Source organism: Ignavibacteriota bacterium (assembly GCA_013285405.1).
GTDB lineage: Bacteria > Bacteroidota > Ignavibacteria > Ignavibacteriales > Ignavibacteriaceae > IGN2.
The window spans coordinates 2,263,686-2,280,617 of sequence record CP053446.1; the positions used below are offsets into that span (position 1 = coordinate 2,263,686).

The following is a 16,932-nucleotide window of genomic DNA, read 5'->3' on the forward strand; positions in this document are numbered from 1 at the left end:
TTCTTTCATCATTTCACCAAGAACATAATCTTGTTAAATTTCCTTTTAGGAAAAATAATTTAACTTTATGATAGAATATGTAGGTGTAGCGCATATTCATTCGCTTTTTTCAGATGGTACAGGTGAAATTCCTGAAATCGCGAAATTTGCTGATGAATCTGATCTGGACTTTCTCCTTATCACTGATCATAATACTTTGAGAGGATTAAAAGAAGGTTATGAAAAGTGGTATGGTAAATCTTTATGCCTGATCGGTTGTGAAATAAATGACAAAGAAAACAAGAACCATTATCTGGCATTCGGAATCGAACAGGCATACTCAACACGGTTGTCGGCGAGGGAATATGTAAAAAAAGTTAAAGAGGCAGGTGGTATTGGTTTTCTTGCTCATCCGCATGAAAAAAGAAATCACATCAAAGAGCATCCGCCATATCCCTGGGTGGATTGGAGTATTGACAATTTTAATGGAATAGAAATTTGGAATCACATGTCTGAATGGATGGAGAATCTAACTGAACAGAATAAATACACATCGTTTCTTCACCCATTACGTTCGATAGTTGGTCCTCCAAGAGAAACTTTAAAACTCTGGGATGAATTAAACTTAAATAGAAAAGTAGTCGGGATCGGTGGTGTTGATGCCCATGCCCACAAGCAAAATTTATTTGGATTCTTTGAAGTTGAAATTTTTCCTTACAAGGTGTTGTTCAAATCCATACACATTCATTTGTTGTTGAATGAACCACTCGTCAAAGGAAATGCGAAGCAAAAGATCGCCAAATCTAAAACAGCTATTTACGAAGCTCTTGCTTATGGTAGTTCGTTTATTGCAAATGATTATCATGCTGATTCAAAAGGATTTCAATATTTTGCAAAATCCGGTAAAAAAAAATATTATATGGGTGATACCATTCACTCTTCTGAAAATGTTACTTTGTCAATAATTTTACCTGTTGAAGATTCTGAAATAAAATTGATCAGGAATGGAAGCGAAATAGCCAATTTCAGTTCAAACAAAGTTGAATTTGAAGTGAATAAACCCGGAGCTTACAGAGTTGAAGTTTATTATCAGAATAAAGCCTGGATATTCTCAAATCACATCAGAATAGGTATTTAATTGCGCCCATAGTTCAACTGGATAGAACGTTGGATTCCGGTTCCAAAGGTTGGAGGTTCAAGTCCTCCTGGGCGTACTAAAATCAATGGTAGATTGTGTATAAATGTATTATTTTTGCAAGGTTTTTTAATCAAATTAGTTGCTAACTGAAGGAAAGATTAATGTTACAGAAAAAGAAAAAATTGTCCAAGAAGGAAATAAAAAAAGACTCCTTATTAGAACTTTATGAATCATCAATTGAATTCTTTGAGAAGTATAAAAGTAAAATAATGCTTTATGCCGGAGTTTTAGTAGTTGCTGTTGCCGCTGTGTATTTTTATTTAAATCAAAAATCTCAGACTAATGAAAAAGCCGGATTAGAACTCTCCCGTATCATGTCAATCTATGATCAAGGTTCATATCTTGAAGCGATAGAAGGAAAGCAGGGCACCAATGTCATTGGTCTAAAAAATCTCGTTAATGAATATGATGGGACAGAAAATGGTGAGACAGCCAAAATATATCTTGCTAACTCGTATGCATTTCTTGGAAATTATGAGGATGCATTCAAGTATTATTCTGATTATAATGGGTCGATAGATTATTTTAAAGCAACTGCTCTGGCTGGTGAAGCTGGATACTATGCAAATAAAAATGAATTTCAAAAAGCTGCAGATTTATTCCTTAAAGCATCAAAGAAATCCGATGTGAATTCACAGAATCCGGATTACTTACTTAATGCCGGAATTAATTACCTTAAAGCTGGTGACAAAGAAGATGCAAAAATTGTCTTCAGTAAAATCAAAGAAGATTATTCAACTTCTTTAGCGTTCAGAGATGTTGATAAATATCTTTCAATGATTTATTAATACTCTTAGCAGAATAATCAGAATTATTATTTATCTTTCATTAACTTAAAAGTGTCAGATTTCTCTATTCATCAAATTATATTATAAGAACTTTTTAGGATTCACATACATAAAAGAATATGGCAGATACATCAGATTTTAAAAACGGGCTTATAATAAAATTTAAAAACGACCTGTACACTATCGTAGAATTCCAGCACGTTAAACCGGGAAAAGGTGGAGCATTCGTACGCTCTACTCTAAAAAATATGAGAACCGGAAGAGTTCTGGAAAATACTTTCAGAGCAGGAGAAAAAGTTGAAACCATACGGGTTGAAAGAAGGAAATATCAGTATCTTTATTCCGAAGGTGATTCTTTAGTCTGTATGGATAATGAAACTTATGAGCAGATTAATATTGATAGAATTCTTTTTAGTGATGGAGTTAAGTTCCTCAAAGAAAGCGAAGAAGTAGAAGTAGTACTTAATGGATCAGATATTATTTCAGTTGACATACCAATTTTTATAAATCTTAAAGTAGTGGAAACCGAACCCGGCTTTAAAGGCGATACGGCTACTGGTGCGCTCAAATCTGCAAAGTTGGAAACAGGCGCACAAATTAACGTTCCCTTGTTCATAAATGAAGGTGATGTACTTAAAGTAGATACACGAACAGGTGGATATTCTGAAAGAGTTAAATCTTAAAACCAGAGGCTGAACATGGATCTTGATTTAGTTAAAAAGCTGGTTAAAATTGTAGATACCAGCAATATCACCGATCTGGAAATTGAAGAAGGTGATTTGAAAATAAAAATTGCAAAGAAGCAAAGGAATACTCAGGTTATTGCACAGACTAATGTTCCATTTACTTCTGCTCAACCGGTTATTCAACCATCTTCAGTTCCTGCTGAAGCTCAAAAACAAAATATTGAATCACAAACTGTGTCAGAAAATTTGCACGAAATCAGGTCACCGATTGTTGGTACATTTTACCGTGCACCAGCGCCTGATGCTGATTCTTATGTTCAGGTTGGATCGGTTGTTACACCCGGAAGCGTATTATGCATTGTTGAAGCAATGAAGCTTATGAATGAAATCGAGTCGGATGTGAGCGGAAAAATAGTTAAGATATTGGTTGAAAACGGAAAACCAGTAGAATATAATCAGCCGCTTTTTTTAATAGAATTAGCATAAGTAATTGAAAATTCAGGATAAATTTTGTTTAATAAAATATTAATCGCCAACCGGGGCGAGATTGCTCTTCGGGTAATCCGTACTTGCAAAGAGATGGGGATTAAAACAGTTGCTGTCTATTCTGAATCTGATAAAGATTCTCTTCACGTTACTTTTGCTGATGAAGCTGTTTGTATTGGTCCTCCTTTTGCAAAAGACAGCTACCTGAAAATCCCATCAATTATTTCTGCAGCTCAGGTTACTGGTGCTGATGCGATTCATCCTGGTTATGGATTTCTTGCTGAGAATGCAAACTTCTCTGAGATTTGCCAGGAATCCAATATAAAATTTATTGGTCCGGCTCCTGAAATGATTCGAGCAATGGGTGACAAAGCTTTTGCTAAAGATACTATGAAAAAAAATTTGGTTCCTGTAATTCCAGGCAGTGATGGAATTGTTGAAAATGTGGATCAGGCAAAAATTCTCGCCAAAGAAATTGGATTCCCGGTTATCATCAAAGCATCAGCCGGCGGTGGCGGAAAAGGAATGAGAATAGTCTGGGATGAAGATGAATTTCAAAAAGCTTTTCAGACTGCAAGAACCGAAGCAGAAGCAGCATTTGCTAATGGTGATGTTTACATTGAAAAGTATATAGAAAATCCCCGGCATATAGAAATTCAGATTTTAGGTGATCAGCATGGAAATGTTTACCATTATGGAGAGAGGGATTGTTCAATTCAAAGAAGACATCAAAAGTTGATTGAGGAATCACCTTCACCTGCAGTTGATGACGAACTTAGAAATAAAATGGGGGAAGCAGCAATAAGAGGTGCACAATCAGTAAATTACGAAGGTGCTGGAACGATAGAATTTTTGCTCGATAAACATAAAAACTTTTATTTCATGGAGATGAATACCAGGATTCAGGTTGAACACCCTGTTACAGAACTTATTTATGATGTCGAGCTTGTTAGACAGCAAATCCTCGTTGCCGCTGGTGAAAAGATAGCATCAAAACCTAAAAAGCCTCACGGACATGCAATTGAATTCAGAATAAACGCAGAGGATCCAGAAAATAATTTCAGACCTTCACCTGGAAAAATTACTTCGTTACATTTTCCCGGTGGATTCGGTGTAAGAGTTGACTCGCATATTTATCAATCGTACTCTATTCCGCCATATTATGATTCATTGATGGCAAAACTAATTGTTTGGGGTACGGATAGAGAGCGTGCGATTATGCGCGGTAAACGAGCGCTAAGTGAATTTATCGTTGAAGGTGTAAAAACAACAGTTCCTTTCCATTTGAAAGTTCTGGAGGATCCAAGATTCATAAGTGGTAATTTTGATACAAGTTTTTTAGAAAAATTTTAACATTCTTAATATTCATAAAATTTAGTCAGAGGGAAAAATGAAAATACCAGATAATGTAAAATATACTAATGATCATGAATGGGTTCGCGTTGAAGGAAATATTGGCATAATTGGAGTAACTGATTATGCTCAGGGCGAACTTGGTGATGTAGTTTTTTTAGACATTGATTCAGATTTAAAGGAAATCACAAAAGGCAATTCAATTGGAACGATTGAAGCGGTGAAAACGGTCAGCGATATTTTAGCTCCTTTCAGTGGTAAGATAATCGAGATTAATAAAACATTATCAGATTCACCGGAACTCGTGAATTCCGATCCGTATGGTGAAGGCTGGATGATTAAAGCAGAAATTGCTAATCCGTCAGAGATCAATGATTTACTTGATGCAGCTTCGTACAAAGCTTTGATAGGTCAGTAAACCCGGTTAAACTGTGGTTAAAATATATTTTTATAAACCCGTTGATAGCGGGTTTTTATTTTTAATAAAATATTTATTTTAATGTTAATGAAACAGCGAGACTTAATTTTAATTATCGACTTTGGCTCTCAATATACCCAGCTTATTGCACGCAGAGTCAGAGAAGTAAAAGTTTACTCAGAAATTCATCCTCATACTATTTCCTTCCAACAAATTCTGGAGCTTAATCCAAAGGGAATAATTCTTTCCGGCGGTCCAATGAGCGTTTATGATGATTCTGCACCTGATATTGATCCTCAAATATTCAATCTGAAAGTTCCATTTCTTGGTCTTTGTTATGGTTTGCAATTAATATGTAAAAACTTTGGCGGAAAAGTTGAACCTGCTGTCGATCGTGAATATGGTAAATCGATTTTAAGAATAACTGATAATACTGATATATTGCATGGAGTTGAGGATGCTTCAATTGTCTGGATGAGCCATGGGGATTATTTAACCGAGCTGCCAAAAGGTTTTAAAATTATAGGTGAGTCAGATCATTCTCCGATTTGCGCAATATCAAATCCTTCAAAAAGATTTTACGGACTTCAGTTTCATCCGGAAGTTGTTCATACTGAAAAAGGAGAAAAAATTATTAACAACTTCCTTTTTGATATATGTAAGTGCAAAGGAGACTGGACGCCTCAGAATTTTATTGAAGAACAACTGGAAAAAATTAAATCAACGGTTGGGAACTCGAAAGCAATATGTGCGCTCAGCGGTGGTGTTGATTCTACAACTGCAGCAGTATTAGTTGGCAAAGCAATCGGCGAAAATTTAATCTGCATACATATTGATAATGGCTTGATGCGTAAAAATGAAAGTGATAAGATAGGAAGATTACTTGATGAGAAACTTAAACTTAATCATATACATGTAGATGCTTCGAAGAAGTTCCTGAAAAATCTTAAAGGTATTTCTGATCCTGAAAAGAAACGCAAAATAATCGGAAAAACATTTATCGATGTCTTTGAAGATGAAGCAGCTAAAATTAAAGATGCAAAGTATCTCGTTCAGGGTACTCTTTATCCGGATGTAATTGAATCTGTTTCTGTGAAAGGAGCATCAGCAACAATAAAAAGCCATCATAATGTTGGTGGACTACCAGAAAAAATGCATCTGAAATTAATCGAACCATTTCGTGAATTGTTTAAAGATGAAGTAAGAAATGTAGGCAGGAGCCTTAATATTCCACCTGAATTAATTAATCGTCATCCGTTTCCCGGACCCGGTCTTGCAGTCAGAATATTAGGTGAAATCACAAATGAAAAACTTGAAATTATCAGAGAAGCAGATGATATTTTCATCACGTCAATTAAAGAAGCTGGATTATATAACAGCATCTGGCAAGCATTCACTGTTTTACTTCCGGTAAGTTCGGTTGGAGTTATGGGTGACGCAAGAACTTATGAATATGTTCTTTCATTGCGTGCAGTAACCTCAGTTGATGGAATGACCGCCGATTGGTTTGCATTCGATCCTGAATTCCTTGCTTCTGTTTCGAATAAAATAATAAATAAAGTAAAAGGTATAAACCGCGTTGTTTATGATATAAGTTCTAAACCACCGGCAACGATTGAATGGGAATAATATTTTTTTAATCAAAGAGATTGGAACTGATGTCATTTAATTATTCAAATATACTTTTATTAACAGGATTGTTACTACTTGTTTTTTATAGCAATGGTTTAACTCAATCGGAACAGGAACAAATCCAAATCAAATTCAACAATTCATTAGCATTATTTGATTCAGCAAGGTATGAAGAAGCCCTGGTTGGATTTAATCAAATTTTATCTGATTATAAGTACAATTCAAAAACAACTGTATCTGAATTTTTCATTGCTAAAATTCATCTTGAACTGAAGCAATTCAATCAGTTTAAATATACTGCGGATCGATTCCTGCAAAATTATCCAACTAGTTTATATGTTGATGAATTCAGGATGTTGTTAACTAAGTACTTTCTGGAAATCGCTAACTATTACAATGCATTTAAGGAAATATTAAATATAATAGATAACACAACATCTTCTTCCTATGAACAAAACGCAAGAAAAACCGGAGAAGGTATCGCAGCAAAATATCTGAATGACATTCAGTTAGATCGGATAAATTCTTCATACAGCAGTGATAAGATTAAAGCATTTGTTTTACTTCAAAAGGCAAAGTACTATCTCAGAAACGGAAATGCTTATAGCGCAAAAAATACATTGAAAGAGATAGTAGAGAATTATTCTCAGTCAATTGATTACAACGAAGCTCAACGGTTATCAGAAAATGAAACAGAAAGTTTTTTACCAATGACTGCTGTGATAGGTGTGATGCTTCCACTTGATATTAATGAGCAGGGTGAATACAAATCACAACCTGCAGCAGAAATTCTTGAAGGAATTAAGTTCGCAGTTGATGAATTCAATAAATCAAGAGAAGAAAAGATTGGATTACTGATTCGTGATACAAAAAAAGATATTCAACAAATCAAAAATGTACGAGATGAGTTTGTTGAATTAAATTCACTTGTTGCTGTTATTGGTCCTATCTTTAGCAATGAAGTGCGAATAGCTCTTGATGAGTTTGATGATTACGATATACCAATTATTTCACCTACAGCGACAGATGATGATTTAACCAGCATAAGCCATAATTTCTTCCAGGCAAATCCATCATTTTCCGTCAGAGGTAAAGTTATGGCACAATATATCTACTACGTCGAAAATAAAAGAAACATTTCAGTACTGAATTCCATTGACAGCTACGCACCAATTCTTGCTTCATCATTCATTGGGGAATTTGAAAAACTTGGTGGAAGAATTATCCGAAAAGAATCATTCGGTAGTGATATTTCTGACTTCAGCATCCCGATTTCAAAAATTTACAGCGATTCAATGATTGTTGAAGGGATATATATTCCGTTTTCAGATAATTCTGTAACTCCTTTAATATTGTCTGAAATGGTTAAATATAATGTTAAAATACCGTTATTTGGTAATCAGGATTGGTTCACCGCAAAAGGTTTTGAAACTGCACCTGAGATAAGTAATAATATTATTTTTGAATCTGATTACTTTGTTGACTATAGTTCAGAAACTTATCAGCATTTTAGCGATCAGTTTATTTCTGTAACCGGGAAAGATGTAAATCGTAATACATTATATGGATACGATGCAGCAAAATTCCTGCTCACTGCATTTAGAAACAGCAGCCATGATAGAAAAAGTCTTACAGAAAAAATGTTATCAGGTATGGTTAGCAGGGGTATGCAGAATAATATTTCTTTTGATGAAAGAAGAGTAAACAGGTTCCTTAATATTATTCGATTTAAAGATAGCGTCTTTGAATTAGTTGATAAATTCAAACTGAGCCAGTAATGAAGGGAGAAAATGATAAAAAGCTGACCGTAAAAGAACTTCCTCATGATGATCGACCAAGAGAAAAGTTATTGTTAAGAGGTGCGCACAATCTTTCTGATGCTGAATTGATTGCTATTTTACTTAGAACCGGAAAAAAAGGCAAGTCAGTAATTGAAATTGCGCGTGAACTTATTAATAAAGAAAGAAATTTGGCTCTTCTTGCAACGCGTTCAGTTTTATCGCTTACAAAAGTAAGCGGAATTGGTAAAGATAAAGCTGCAACTCTTGCTGCTGCGTTTGAATTGAGCAGAAGAATATTGACTCAGCCAAAATTGATCATAAATAAAAAAATAACCTCGCCGCAGGAAGTTGCTGAATTTTTTATTCCTGTTCTGCGGGATGAAGTTAAAGAACAATTTATAGTTGTTTGTTTAAATTCTGCCAACAAAGTCAGTAAATACGAAACGATTTCAGTTGGTAATTTGAATTCGAGTGTTGTACATCCGCGTGAAGTATTTAAAGTTGCAATAGATAATAATTCAGCCAGCATAATTCTGATTCATAATCACCCCAGTGGTAATCCGGAACCAAGTAATGAGGATATAAGAATAACAAAAAAACTTGTTGAAACAGGTAAGATTCTTGAAATTCCGGTGTTTGACCATGTAATTATTGCAGGAGAGACTTATACAAGTTTTGTTGAAAAACGTCTTTTTTAAAATAAAAAACAAATTATCCTTGAATATTTTACCATCTTTGGTTATATAACTACCCTAAATATTTACTACTTTGTAAATTAACTGTAGTTAATTTTTGCTTATTTCTAATCAATCAATTTATTATTCATAAATAATCGGAGGTTTCATATGAGCCTACTTAAAAATTTCAGGACTCCCGTCCTCGCTGCTGTTCTGTTTGTCAGTATGGCACTGATTGCTGGTTGCGGTGGTTTAAGTGAAGCTCAGATTGCTGAACTTAATGCATTGCGTGATGAAGTAAAATCACTCGAATCAGAAGCCAACAGTCTGAGAGATCAAAAAGCCCAACTCGAAACAGAGATTCAGACCATCAATCGCAAACTGGCTGAATGCAACAAGCAAAAGGAAGAAACTAAGGCAAACCTTGAAAAATTGCCTAAGTAATTATTAACAGGAATTTTATAACAAAATTAAAATGGAGAAAAAAATGAAACTTGCAAAAATTTTAGTTGCTATCATTTCCCTTTCTTTCCTGTTATCTCTTTCTTCCTTTGCGCAGGAAACAGAGATGACTGAAGAAGAATGGGAAGCCGAAATGACCAGGCTTACCGGTCAGAAACAAGCTTTAACATCTGAGATTGCAACCCTTCAGAAGGATATTGAGAATCTCAATACTGTAAAAGCTGGCCTTCAGGATCCAGAACAGTGTATCGACGAACTTTATGCACTTGTTGGTGCTACAAGAAGTGATGTGGATAATTTCAGAAATGCTGTTAATGAACTTGATGGTAAGATTAAAAGAAAAGAATCACCAAAAGCTGACAGACAAGCTGATCTGAATGCTTTGAAGATGAACAAAATAAGTGCATTACCTGAATTTTTCGATAAAGTTCATAACAAGATGCAAAAAGCTCTTGACGAATGGATTGATGCTCCTCCGGTAATTTCTTATAATGTTGTTAAAGGCGACTGTCTCTGGAATATTGCCAAGAAGAAAGAGCATTACGGAAACGGTTTTGCATGGCCGGTTATCTACAAAGCCAACAGAGAGAAAATTAAGAATCCGGATCTGATCTATCCTAATCAACAGTTTTCAATTCCACCGCTGACTCAGGAAGAGAAAGATAAGTATGAAAAATTGAGAGCTAATTACAAACCAGCTCCGGTTCAATAATTTAATTTAGTTTGTTGTTCAAATTATATTATTTCGGAAAAACCCTTGTCCATTTACCGGATGAGGGTTTTTTCATTTAAAGAGTTTTATGACAGCCATCGAAAAGAAAATAATTATAGAAAATGTTAATATGCTCGATTTTCTCGGGTTCAACGATTCAAATCTTAGAATACTTGAGGATAGGTTTAATACTTCAATAACTGTAAGAGGAGATAATGTAATTCTGAAAGGTGTTATTGAAGAAGTTGAAATTATAGAAAAAGTTCTGAAGGAAATGACATACGTTCTTAATACGAGCGGACGTTTGGGAACTAATGACGTAAATACTATTCTCGATCTAACTATAGAAGGCAAAGAAATTGTCAATGAAGAAGAATTTGATTCAATAGTTCTTTACACAAAAAAGGATGTCATTAAGGCGAGAACTCCCGGACAGATTAATTATATAAACCTTGCTCGTAAGAATGATATTTGCTTTGCGATTGGTCCTGCCGGAACAGGAAAAACTTATCTTGCTGTGGCGATTGCTGTCTCTGCGTTAAAACGCGGGTTGGTTAAAAAATTAATTCTTGCAAGACCGGCTGTGGAAGCTGGAGAAAGCCTCGGATTTCTGCCAGGTGATTTTCGTGAAAAAATAGATCCATATCTTCGACCACTTTATGATGCACTTGATGATATGATACCATCAGAAAAATTAAAAAACTACATTGAAAAAAGAATTATCGAAATAGTTCCGCTTGCATATATGCGTGGAAGAACTTTGAATAATGCGTATGTGATCCTTGATGAGGCTCAGAACTCTACAACTATGCAGATGAAAATGTTTTTAACGCGACTGGGAGGCAATTCAAAATCGATTATAACTGGTGACATAACGCAAATTGATCTTCCCGCTAAACAGGCAAGTGGATTAATCCAGGCAAAAGAAATTTTGTCGAATGTTGAAGGAGTTGCCTTTGTATATTTTGATAAGAGTGATGTCGTTAGACATAAACTTGTGAAGGATATTATTGATGCGTACGAGAAGTTTAATAATAATAAAAACGGCAGCTAAATTATTTTTTTACTTTCTTCCCAATAAAAATCCATTTCTTTAAGATTTGATTCAAATAGTTTTCTTCCTGAAGTTTTTATTTTTTCTTCGATATAATTAAATCTTTTAATGAATTTGGAATTTGTTCTTCTCAGAGCATTTTCAGGATTTATTTCTAAAAATCGTGCGTAATTTACTAAAGCAAAAAAAACATCACCAATTTCATCTTCTAATTTATTATGAAACTCCGCATCGCTTTTGAGATTTGAATTTTGATTTTTGAGCTTTTCTACTTCATGCATCTCTTCAATTTCTTCAATTACTTTTTTCCAAACGTCTTCTTTTTTCTCCCAATCAAAACCTACTTTTGCAGCTTTCTCCTGAAGTCTGTGAGCTCTCTGCAATGCAGGAAGCATTTCGGGTACACCTTCCAAAACTGAATCACGTCCTTCTTCAAGTTTAATTTCTTCCCAATTCTTTTTAACTTCGTCAGCTCCCGAAACCTTTACATCGCCGAAAACATGTGGATGTCTTCGAATCAATTTTTTTGTGATTGAATCAATTACATCATCTATTGATATATTATTTTTTTCTGAAGCGATAATGGTATGGAAAACAACATGGAGCAGTAAATCACCGAGTTCTTTTTTGAGTTCATCAAAATTATGTTTGTCAATTGCTTCAACTACTTCATAAGCTTCTTCGATAGTTGCTGCTTTGATTGAATCATTTGTTTGTTCGCGATCCCACGGACATTCTTTTCTTAATCTTTTAACTATCTCAACGAATTCGTTAAATTTGTTACCAGTCATTTGATAATTCCTTATTGTACTATTTCTTCTTAAATACTTGTTAGAAATCAATTCAAATTTAATCAAAATAAAACTCTCTGAGTAGAAATCGAGGATATTATGTTCGAAGAAAAAATTAAACAGCTTGGAATTACTATTCCAGATCCAGTTAAACCACTTGCTGCATATATTCCGGCAATGCAGGTCGGAAATCTCGTGATGACTTCGGGACAAGTGCCTATTGCCAACGGTGCAGTAAAATTCCATGGAAAAGTCGGGAGAGATTTAACAGAAGACGAAGGAAGAGATGCGGCGAAACTTTGTGCAATCAATTGTCTGAGTGCTGTGAAGAGTGTAATTGGAAATCTTGATAAAATCAAAAGAGTACTGAAGTTAACAGTTTTTATAGCCAGCGCGGAAGGATTTACTGCACAGCCAAAAGTTGCAAACGGTGCATCAGAATTTATTGGTGAAATATTTGGTGAAGCAGGAAAACACGTTCGAAGCGCAGTTGGTGTAAGTGAACTGCCTCTGAACTCTGCAGTGGAGATCGAGATGATTGTCGAAGTAAAAAGTTAGTCAAGATTCAGCCAGTTTTTTATTAGCTTTTTACCAGTTGGTGTAAGTATTGATTCAGGATGGAATTGTATTCCTTCAAGCGAATAAATCTTATGACGAATTCCCATAACTTCACCGGAAACCGCTTTAGCTGATACTTCAATTTCATCTGAGATAGTATTCTCTTTTACAATCAGAGAATGATATCTCATTGCGTCGAAGTGCTGTGGCAGGTTGTTGAAAATGGTTTTGTTGTCGTGGATTATTGCAGAAGTTTTCCCGTGATAAATATTTTCAGCTTTAACAATTTCAGCACCGAACAAATAACAAATTGCCTGCATACCGAGACAAACACCAAGTATTGGAATTGAATTACCAAATTCTTTAATAGCTTCGAGAGTTAAAGCTGAATTTTCAGGTCGTCCCGGTCCGGGTGAAATGAGGATTTTGTCAGGCTGAAATGCCCTGATTGAATTTATTTTATCATCATTCATGACAACCAGCAACTTACTTCTGTATTTCCCGAGCAGTTGAACAAGATTAAAAGTAAACGAGTCGAAATTATCAATTACAAGTATTTTCAAGTTATCCTGTGTATTTGTTGGCTTATATTTAATAATTGAATCATTCTAAACTTAAATTGATGCCTTGAATCTAAGAATTGTCATTAGGTATATTTGACAGCACAAAATTAAAGGAAAAAGTTTTATTGCAAAGAGAAATGTTAAAATCCAAAATCCACCGTGTAACTGTTACACAGGCTGAATTGTATTATGAAGGAAGTATCACTGTAGATAAAAATTTATTGGAAGCTGCCAATATTGTACGCTATGAAAAAGTTCAGGTTTTAAATTTTAATAATGGAACACGTCTTGATACATATACGATCGAAGGTCCGGCTGGTAGTGGTACAATTTGTCTAAATGGACCTGCTGCGAGATTCGGTGCAGTTGGTGATGAAATAATTATAGTCAGTTATGTTAGCATTCCTGAAGAAAGCATAAAGAACTATATGCCAAAGATCGTTTTGGTGGATAAGAATAATAATATAACAAAGATACTTTAGTGAATTGACCACAAGTAGTAAGTTGCTTTTTGTGATTTATTTGTATAAAATTGAATTAAAATTTTGGTGATGAAGTGAAAAGTTTTTTAATTATAGGTTTTCTTCTATTCGCTGCAAATGCTTTTGCACAATTCAGGGATACAGGCATTGAACCAAAAAGTGTAAAGGAAGGAATTGTATCAGAAAATTCAAATGCACTGTTTGGTTTTTTGAACTCGGATGATTTTATTATGCGCCATTCATTCAGTTTAAACTATACTACATTTGCAGGACAGGCAATGTCATTAACAAGTTATACGAACAGTATGTTTTACAGGTTAATGAACAATCTCAATGTTCAACTGGATGTTTCAGTTTTGTATTCACCCTATAGTACTTTCGGAGATCAGTTCCAGAAAGATGTTTCCGGAATATATATCAGCAATGCAGCGTTAAATTATCATCCGTGGAATAATTTTTCAGTTCATTTGCAATACAGAAGTATGCCATTTGGATACGGTTATTATCATCCGTTTTATGGTTATGGGGATCCGTTCAATTTCAATTCGGGGATAAATGGTTATCAAACAACATCACCGTTTGAAGTGAAATAAAATTTAGATTGTTCTTGGATAACCGGAGAAATAAAATTTCAACCAGTACTTTAAAAGTAAACCAATCTAAAAACCTTATCCTTAATATTTCAATTCTTGTCCTGATTTTAATTAATTCTGTTTTAGCTTATTCGGTTATTAATTCTGTTTCAGCAAGGTATTTTAACTCTGATGATGAACTTTTAATTGACAGTACAAAAGTAAAAATACAGGCTGAAGTTTTGAACGGATGCGGAGTAACAGATGTGGCACAAAAAATAACCGAATATTTAAGAGCACATAAAGTTGATGTTGTCAATCTCGGGAACTACCGTTCGTTTGAAATTGAAAACAGTATTATCATCTGCAGAAATGATAAAATTAAATATGCTGAAAAAGTGGCTGCCATTGTTGGACTTGATCATAGTAATATAATTCAACAAACCAATCCGGATTATTTGCTCGATGTTACTTTCATTCTCGGGAAAGATTACAGAAATTTAAAACCAATAAATCAGAGGTAACTTTGAACTCAACAGAATTAGCTAATCACATCGCAGAAATTATTTTTACAAAGAAAGGCTTTAATGTTCTAAAAGTTGATTTAAGGAATCTTGTTACTTTTACAGATTACTTTGTGATTTGTTCTGCTGATTCAGATGTTCAGGTTAAAGCTATCGCTGATCAGGTAGATAAAGCACTCTCCGATGAAGGAATCAGATGCTGGCATAGAGAAGGACTTAAAGCGCTTAGCTGGGTATTACTGGATTATGTGGATGTAGTCGTTCATATTTTCAAAAAAGATGCACGGGATTTCTACAATCTCGAAAAACTTTGGGGAGATGCACCCTCTGAGATGATGAAGGACACAGCTGAAAAGAAAGTTGTATCAGCAAAGCGTTGATATTATTTAAAGCGTATGATTTTTTCCGTTAAACTTCTTTTATAAGTTTACTTATCAAAATTCAATCACTTATTTTCATTTTCATTGAAAAAATATTTAAATAAAATTTTCACTGATGCTGTACAACGGCTTCCATACCTGTCAGATCTGGAACTATCATTTGATATTCCCAAAATAGAAGCACACGGAGATTTATCATCAAATGCAGCGATGATTCTATCAAAAAAATTAAAGAAAAATCCCATGGATATTGCTGCCGAGATTTTGTCAAACTTATCTATCGATGTGCAAGTAATAAAAAATGTGGAAATTGCCAAACCTGGATTTATCAATTTTCATTTTACTCCTTCCTTTGTTTCAAATATTATTAAGGAAATTAATAATACCGGTGATGATTATGGCAAATCAAAAAAATATTCAGGTAAGAAAGCAAATGTGGAGTTTGTTTCTGCTAATCCAACAGGACCTTTAACAGTAGGACACGGAAGAGGTGCAGTTATTGGTGATACAGTCGCAAATCTTCTTGAATGGATAGGTTATGAAGTTGACAGAGAATATTATTTCAATAATGCCGGAAGACAGATGCGTGTTCTTGGTGACTCAGTCAGGATAAGATATCTGAATCTTGTTGGTCAGCAAACAGATTTCCCTGAAGATTATTATCAAGGTGAATACATTATTGATATTGCCAAGAAACTCAAAGATAAATTTGGCAATATGCTTATTGATGAATCGCCGGAAGGTAAATTTAAAGAGGCAGCCGAGTCAGAAATTTTTAATGATATTAAGAAAACTTTATTAAATATTGATATACATCATAAAATATTCTTCAACGAAAAATCACTTTACGATGACGGAAAAATTGCAAACCTTCTGCAAAAATTTGATGAATTGAATCTTTCTTATGAAAAAGATGGAGCAACTTGGTTAAAACTTTCTCTGCTGACTGGTGGTGAAGATAAAGTCATAGTAAAAAATACAGGCGAGCCAACTTATCGTCTTCCTGATATTGCTTACCACCTTGTAAAGTATAAACGTGGTTATGATTTGATGGTTGATGTGTTTGGGTCAGATCACAATGCAACTTATCCTGATGTTATGGCTGGGGTAAAATCTTTAGGCTATGATGTAACTAAGACGAAAGTTTTGATTCATCAATTTGTTACGATACTTAAAGATAGAGAAGTTGTGAAGATGTCAACAAGAAAAGCAAACTACATCACACTTGATGAACTAACAGAAGAAGTAGGCAAAGATGTTGTGAGATATTTTTTTAATATGAGAAGCATTTCTTCTCATATGAACTTTGACATTGATCTGGCAAAGAAACAGAGCGATGAAAATCCTGTTTTCTATCTTCAATATGCACACGCACGAATTTGTTCAATAATACGGACGGTTGAATCAGAAAACATAAAATCATCTATGGATAATTTGAATTTACTCGTTGAAGAAGAGGAACAAGCGCTGCTCAAAAAGCTTCACAAGTTTGAAGAAGAAGTTCTATATAGTGCTGAAAATTGTGAACCACAGAGAATCTGCGCGTATCTTGAAGAACTTGCTTCTGCGTTTCATAAGTTTTATACATTCAGGAGAATTTTGGGAAGTGAAAAAAAAATAGCCGAAGCCCGCCTTGCTCTGGCAGTTGCAGCTAAAACAATAATTAAAAACGGATTGATTATTCTTAGAGTATCTGCACCGGAAAGAATGTAGAATTGAGATTGAGCTTTTATAACTTTTAGAGTATAATAAATCTAATTCCATTGTCAATGCTGGAATAGTTAGGCTACACTTAAGAATATCCATTACTATAAAAGTTTATAACAAGAAACTCAA

Annotated in this window: 20 protein-coding genes and 1 tRNA gene; 19 read left to right on the top strand and 2 right to left on the bottom strand. The window is 34.4% G+C overall.

Annotated features, from left to right (window positions below):
• Positions 1-67 precede the first annotated feature (67 nt).
• From HND39_09830 to HND39_09890, 13 genes are all read left to right on the top strand, one after another.
• Entirely contained in the window at positions 68-1,117 is a 1,050-nt protein-coding gene (locus tag HND39_09830; protein QKJ96556.1) for a PHP domain-containing protein, read from the top strand.
• 2 nt (positions 1,118-1,119) lie between these two features.
• Positions 1,120-1,193, top strand: a tRNA-Arg gene (locus HND39_09835).
• A gap of 85 nt (positions 1,194-1,278) precedes the next feature.
• Positions 1,279-1,965, top strand: coding sequence for a hypothetical protein (locus HND39_09840; GenBank protein ID QKJ96557.1), 687 nt, complete (start codon positions 1,279-1,281; stop codon positions 1,963-1,965).
• A gap of 119 nt (positions 1,966-2,084) precedes the next feature.
• The gene (gene efp / locus HND39_09845; GenBank protein QKJ96558.1) at positions 2,085-2,648 is read left to right on the top strand and encodes an elongation factor P; all 564 of its coding nucleotides are present in this window, start codon (positions 2,085-2,087) and stop codon (positions 2,646-2,648) included.
• A 15-nt stretch (positions 2,649-2,663) separates the two neighbouring features.
• Entirely contained in the window at positions 2,664-3,137 is a 474-nt protein-coding gene (locus tag HND39_09850; GenBank protein QKJ96559.1) for an acetyl-CoA carboxylase biotin carboxyl carrier protein, read from the top strand.
• A 24-nt stretch (positions 3,138-3,161) separates the two neighbouring features.
• The gene (gene accC / locus HND39_09855) at positions 3,162-4,490 is read left to right on the top strand and encodes an acetyl-CoA carboxylase biotin carboxylase subunit (protein QKJ96560.1); all 1,329 of its coding nucleotides are present in this window, start codon (positions 3,162-3,164) and stop codon (positions 4,488-4,490) included.
• 37 nt (positions 4,491-4,527) lie between these two features.
• Entirely contained in the window at positions 4,528-4,908 is a 381-nt protein-coding gene (gene gcvH / locus HND39_09860) for a glycine cleavage system protein GcvH (GenBank protein ID QKJ96561.1), read from the top strand.
• Positions 4,909-4,995: 87 nt separating this feature from the next.
• A complete protein-coding gene (gene guaA / locus HND39_09865) occupies positions 4,996-6,537 on the top strand; it encodes a glutamine-hydrolyzing GMP synthase (protein QKJ96562.1) in 1,542 nt (513 codons plus the stop codon).
• Positions 6,538-6,566: 29 nt separating this feature from the next.
• On the top strand, positions 6,567-8,318 hold the full coding sequence (locus tag HND39_09870) for an ABC transporter substrate-binding protein (protein ID QKJ96563.1): 1,752 nt from the start codon (positions 6,567-6,569) through the stop codon (positions 8,316-8,318).
• Positions 8,318-9,019, top strand: a complete 702-nt coding sequence (gene radC / locus HND39_09875) for a DNA repair protein RadC (GenBank protein ID QKJ96564.1) — start codon at positions 8,318-8,320, stop codon at positions 9,017-9,019. Before HND39_09870 ends, radC begins: the two co-directional genes overlap by 1 nt.
• A 147-nt stretch (positions 9,020-9,166) precedes the next feature.
• The gene (locus HND39_09880) at positions 9,167-9,442 is read left to right on the top strand and encodes a hypothetical protein (GenBank protein QKJ96565.1); all 276 of its coding nucleotides are present in this window, start codon (positions 9,167-9,169) and stop codon (positions 9,440-9,442) included.
• A 43-nt stretch (positions 9,443-9,485) separates the two neighbouring features.
• Positions 9,486-10,172, top strand: a complete 687-nt coding sequence (locus tag HND39_09885; protein QKJ96566.1) for a LysM peptidoglycan-binding domain-containing protein — start codon at positions 9,486-9,488, stop codon at positions 10,170-10,172.
• 88 nt (positions 10,173-10,260) lie between these two features.
• Positions 10,261-11,226, top strand: coding sequence for a PhoH family protein (locus HND39_09890; GenBank protein ID QKJ96567.1), 966 nt, complete (start codon positions 10,261-10,263; stop codon positions 11,224-11,226).
• On the opposite strand, the gene mazG is transcribed toward HND39_09890, so the two are convergent.
• The gene (gene mazG, locus HND39_09895; GenBank protein QKJ96568.1) at positions 11,223-12,017 is read right to left on the bottom strand and encodes a nucleoside triphosphate pyrophosphohydrolase; all 795 of its coding nucleotides are present in this window, start codon (positions 12,015-12,017) and stop codon (positions 11,223-11,225) included. The two genes, HND39_09890 and mazG, sit on opposite strands and share 4 nt — an antisense overlap.
• A 96-nt stretch (positions 12,018-12,113) precedes the next feature.
• Between mazG and HND39_09900 the strand changes: the two genes are divergently transcribed.
• Positions 12,114-12,575, top strand: a complete 462-nt coding sequence (locus HND39_09900) for a RidA family protein (protein QKJ97958.1) — start codon at positions 12,114-12,116, stop codon at positions 12,573-12,575.
• On the opposite strand, the gene HND39_09905 is transcribed toward HND39_09900, so the two are convergent.
• On the bottom strand, positions 12,572-13,138 hold the full coding sequence (locus HND39_09905; GenBank protein QKJ96569.1) for an aminodeoxychorismate/anthranilate synthase component II: 567 nt from the start codon (positions 13,136-13,138) through the stop codon (positions 12,572-12,574). The genes HND39_09900 and HND39_09905 overlap by 4 nt on opposite strands.
• Before the next feature lie 125 nt (positions 13,139-13,263).
• On the opposite strand from HND39_09905, the gene HND39_09910 reads away from it, so the two are divergent.
• The 5 genes from HND39_09910 (at position 13,264) to HND39_09930 (ending at position 16,809) form a co-directional block, all read left to right on the top strand.
• The gene (locus HND39_09910) at positions 13,264-13,620 is read left to right on the top strand and encodes an aspartate 1-decarboxylase (protein QKJ97959.1); all 357 of its coding nucleotides are present in this window, start codon (positions 13,264-13,266) and stop codon (positions 13,618-13,620) included.
• Between the two features lie 74 nt (positions 13,621-13,694).
• Positions 13,695-14,213, top strand: a complete 519-nt coding sequence (locus tag HND39_09915) for a hypothetical protein (GenBank protein ID QKJ96570.1) — start codon at positions 13,695-13,697, stop codon at positions 14,211-14,213.
• A gap of 14 nt (positions 14,214-14,227) precedes the next feature.
• The gene (locus tag HND39_09920; GenBank protein QKJ96571.1) at positions 14,228-14,716 is read left to right on the top strand and encodes a LytR C-terminal domain-containing protein; all 489 of its coding nucleotides are present in this window, start codon (positions 14,228-14,230) and stop codon (positions 14,714-14,716) included.
• A 2-nt stretch (positions 14,717-14,718) separates the two neighbouring features.
• Positions 14,719-15,096, top strand: a complete 378-nt coding sequence (rsfS, locus tag HND39_09925; GenBank protein QKJ96572.1) for a ribosome silencing factor — start codon at positions 14,719-14,721, stop codon at positions 15,094-15,096.
• An 84-nt stretch (positions 15,097-15,180) separates the two neighbouring features.
• Positions 15,181-16,809, top strand: coding sequence for an arginine--tRNA ligase (locus HND39_09930; protein QKJ96573.1), 1,629 nt, complete (start codon positions 15,181-15,183; stop codon positions 16,807-16,809).
• Positions 16,810-16,932 lie beyond the last annotated feature (123 nt).

Excerpts from the sequence above, each read along its gene's own strand:
- HND39_09850 (QKJ96559.1), top strand. The coding sequence starts at position 2,664 with ATGGATCTTGATTTAGTTAAAAAGCTGGTTAAAATTGTAGATACCAGC.
- HND39_09840 (QKJ96557.1), top strand. The coding sequence starts at position 1,279 with ATGTTACAGAAAAAGAAAAAATTGTCCAAGAAGGAAATAAAAAAAGAC.
- HND39_09885 (QKJ96566.1), top strand. The coding sequence starts at position 9,486 with ATGAAACTTGCAAAAATTTTAGTTGCTATCATTTCCCTTTCTTTCCTG.
- guaA (QKJ96562.1), top strand. The coding sequence starts at position 4,996 with ATGAAACAGCGAGACTTAATTTTAATTATCGACTTTGGCTCTCAATAT.
- HND39_09890 (QKJ96567.1), top strand. The coding sequence starts at position 10,261 with ATGACAGCCATCGAAAAGAAAATAATTATAGAAAATGTTAATATGCTC.
- gcvH (QKJ96561.1), top strand. The coding sequence starts at position 4,528 with ATGAAAATACCAGATAATGTAAAATATACTAATGATCATGAATGGGTT.
- HND39_09870 (QKJ96563.1), top strand. The coding sequence starts at position 6,567 with ATGTCATTTAATTATTCAAATATACTTTTATTAACAGGATTGTTACTA.
- radC (QKJ96564.1), top strand. The coding sequence starts at position 8,318 with ATGAAGGGAGAAAATGATAAAAAGCTGACCGTAAAAGAACTTCCTCAT.
- efp (QKJ96558.1), top strand. The coding sequence starts at position 2,085 with ATGGCAGATACATCAGATTTTAAAAACGGGCTTATAATAAAATTTAAA.
- mazG (QKJ96568.1), bottom strand. The coding sequence starts at position 12,017 with ATGACTGGTAACAAATTTAACGAATTCGTTGAGATAGTTAAAAGATTA.
- HND39_09880 (QKJ96565.1), top strand. The coding sequence starts at position 9,167 with ATGAGCCTACTTAAAAATTTCAGGACTCCCGTCCTCGCTGCTGTTCTG.
- HND39_09830 (QKJ96556.1), top strand. The coding sequence starts at position 68 with ATGATAGAATATGTAGGTGTAGCGCATATTCATTCGCTTTTTTCAGAT.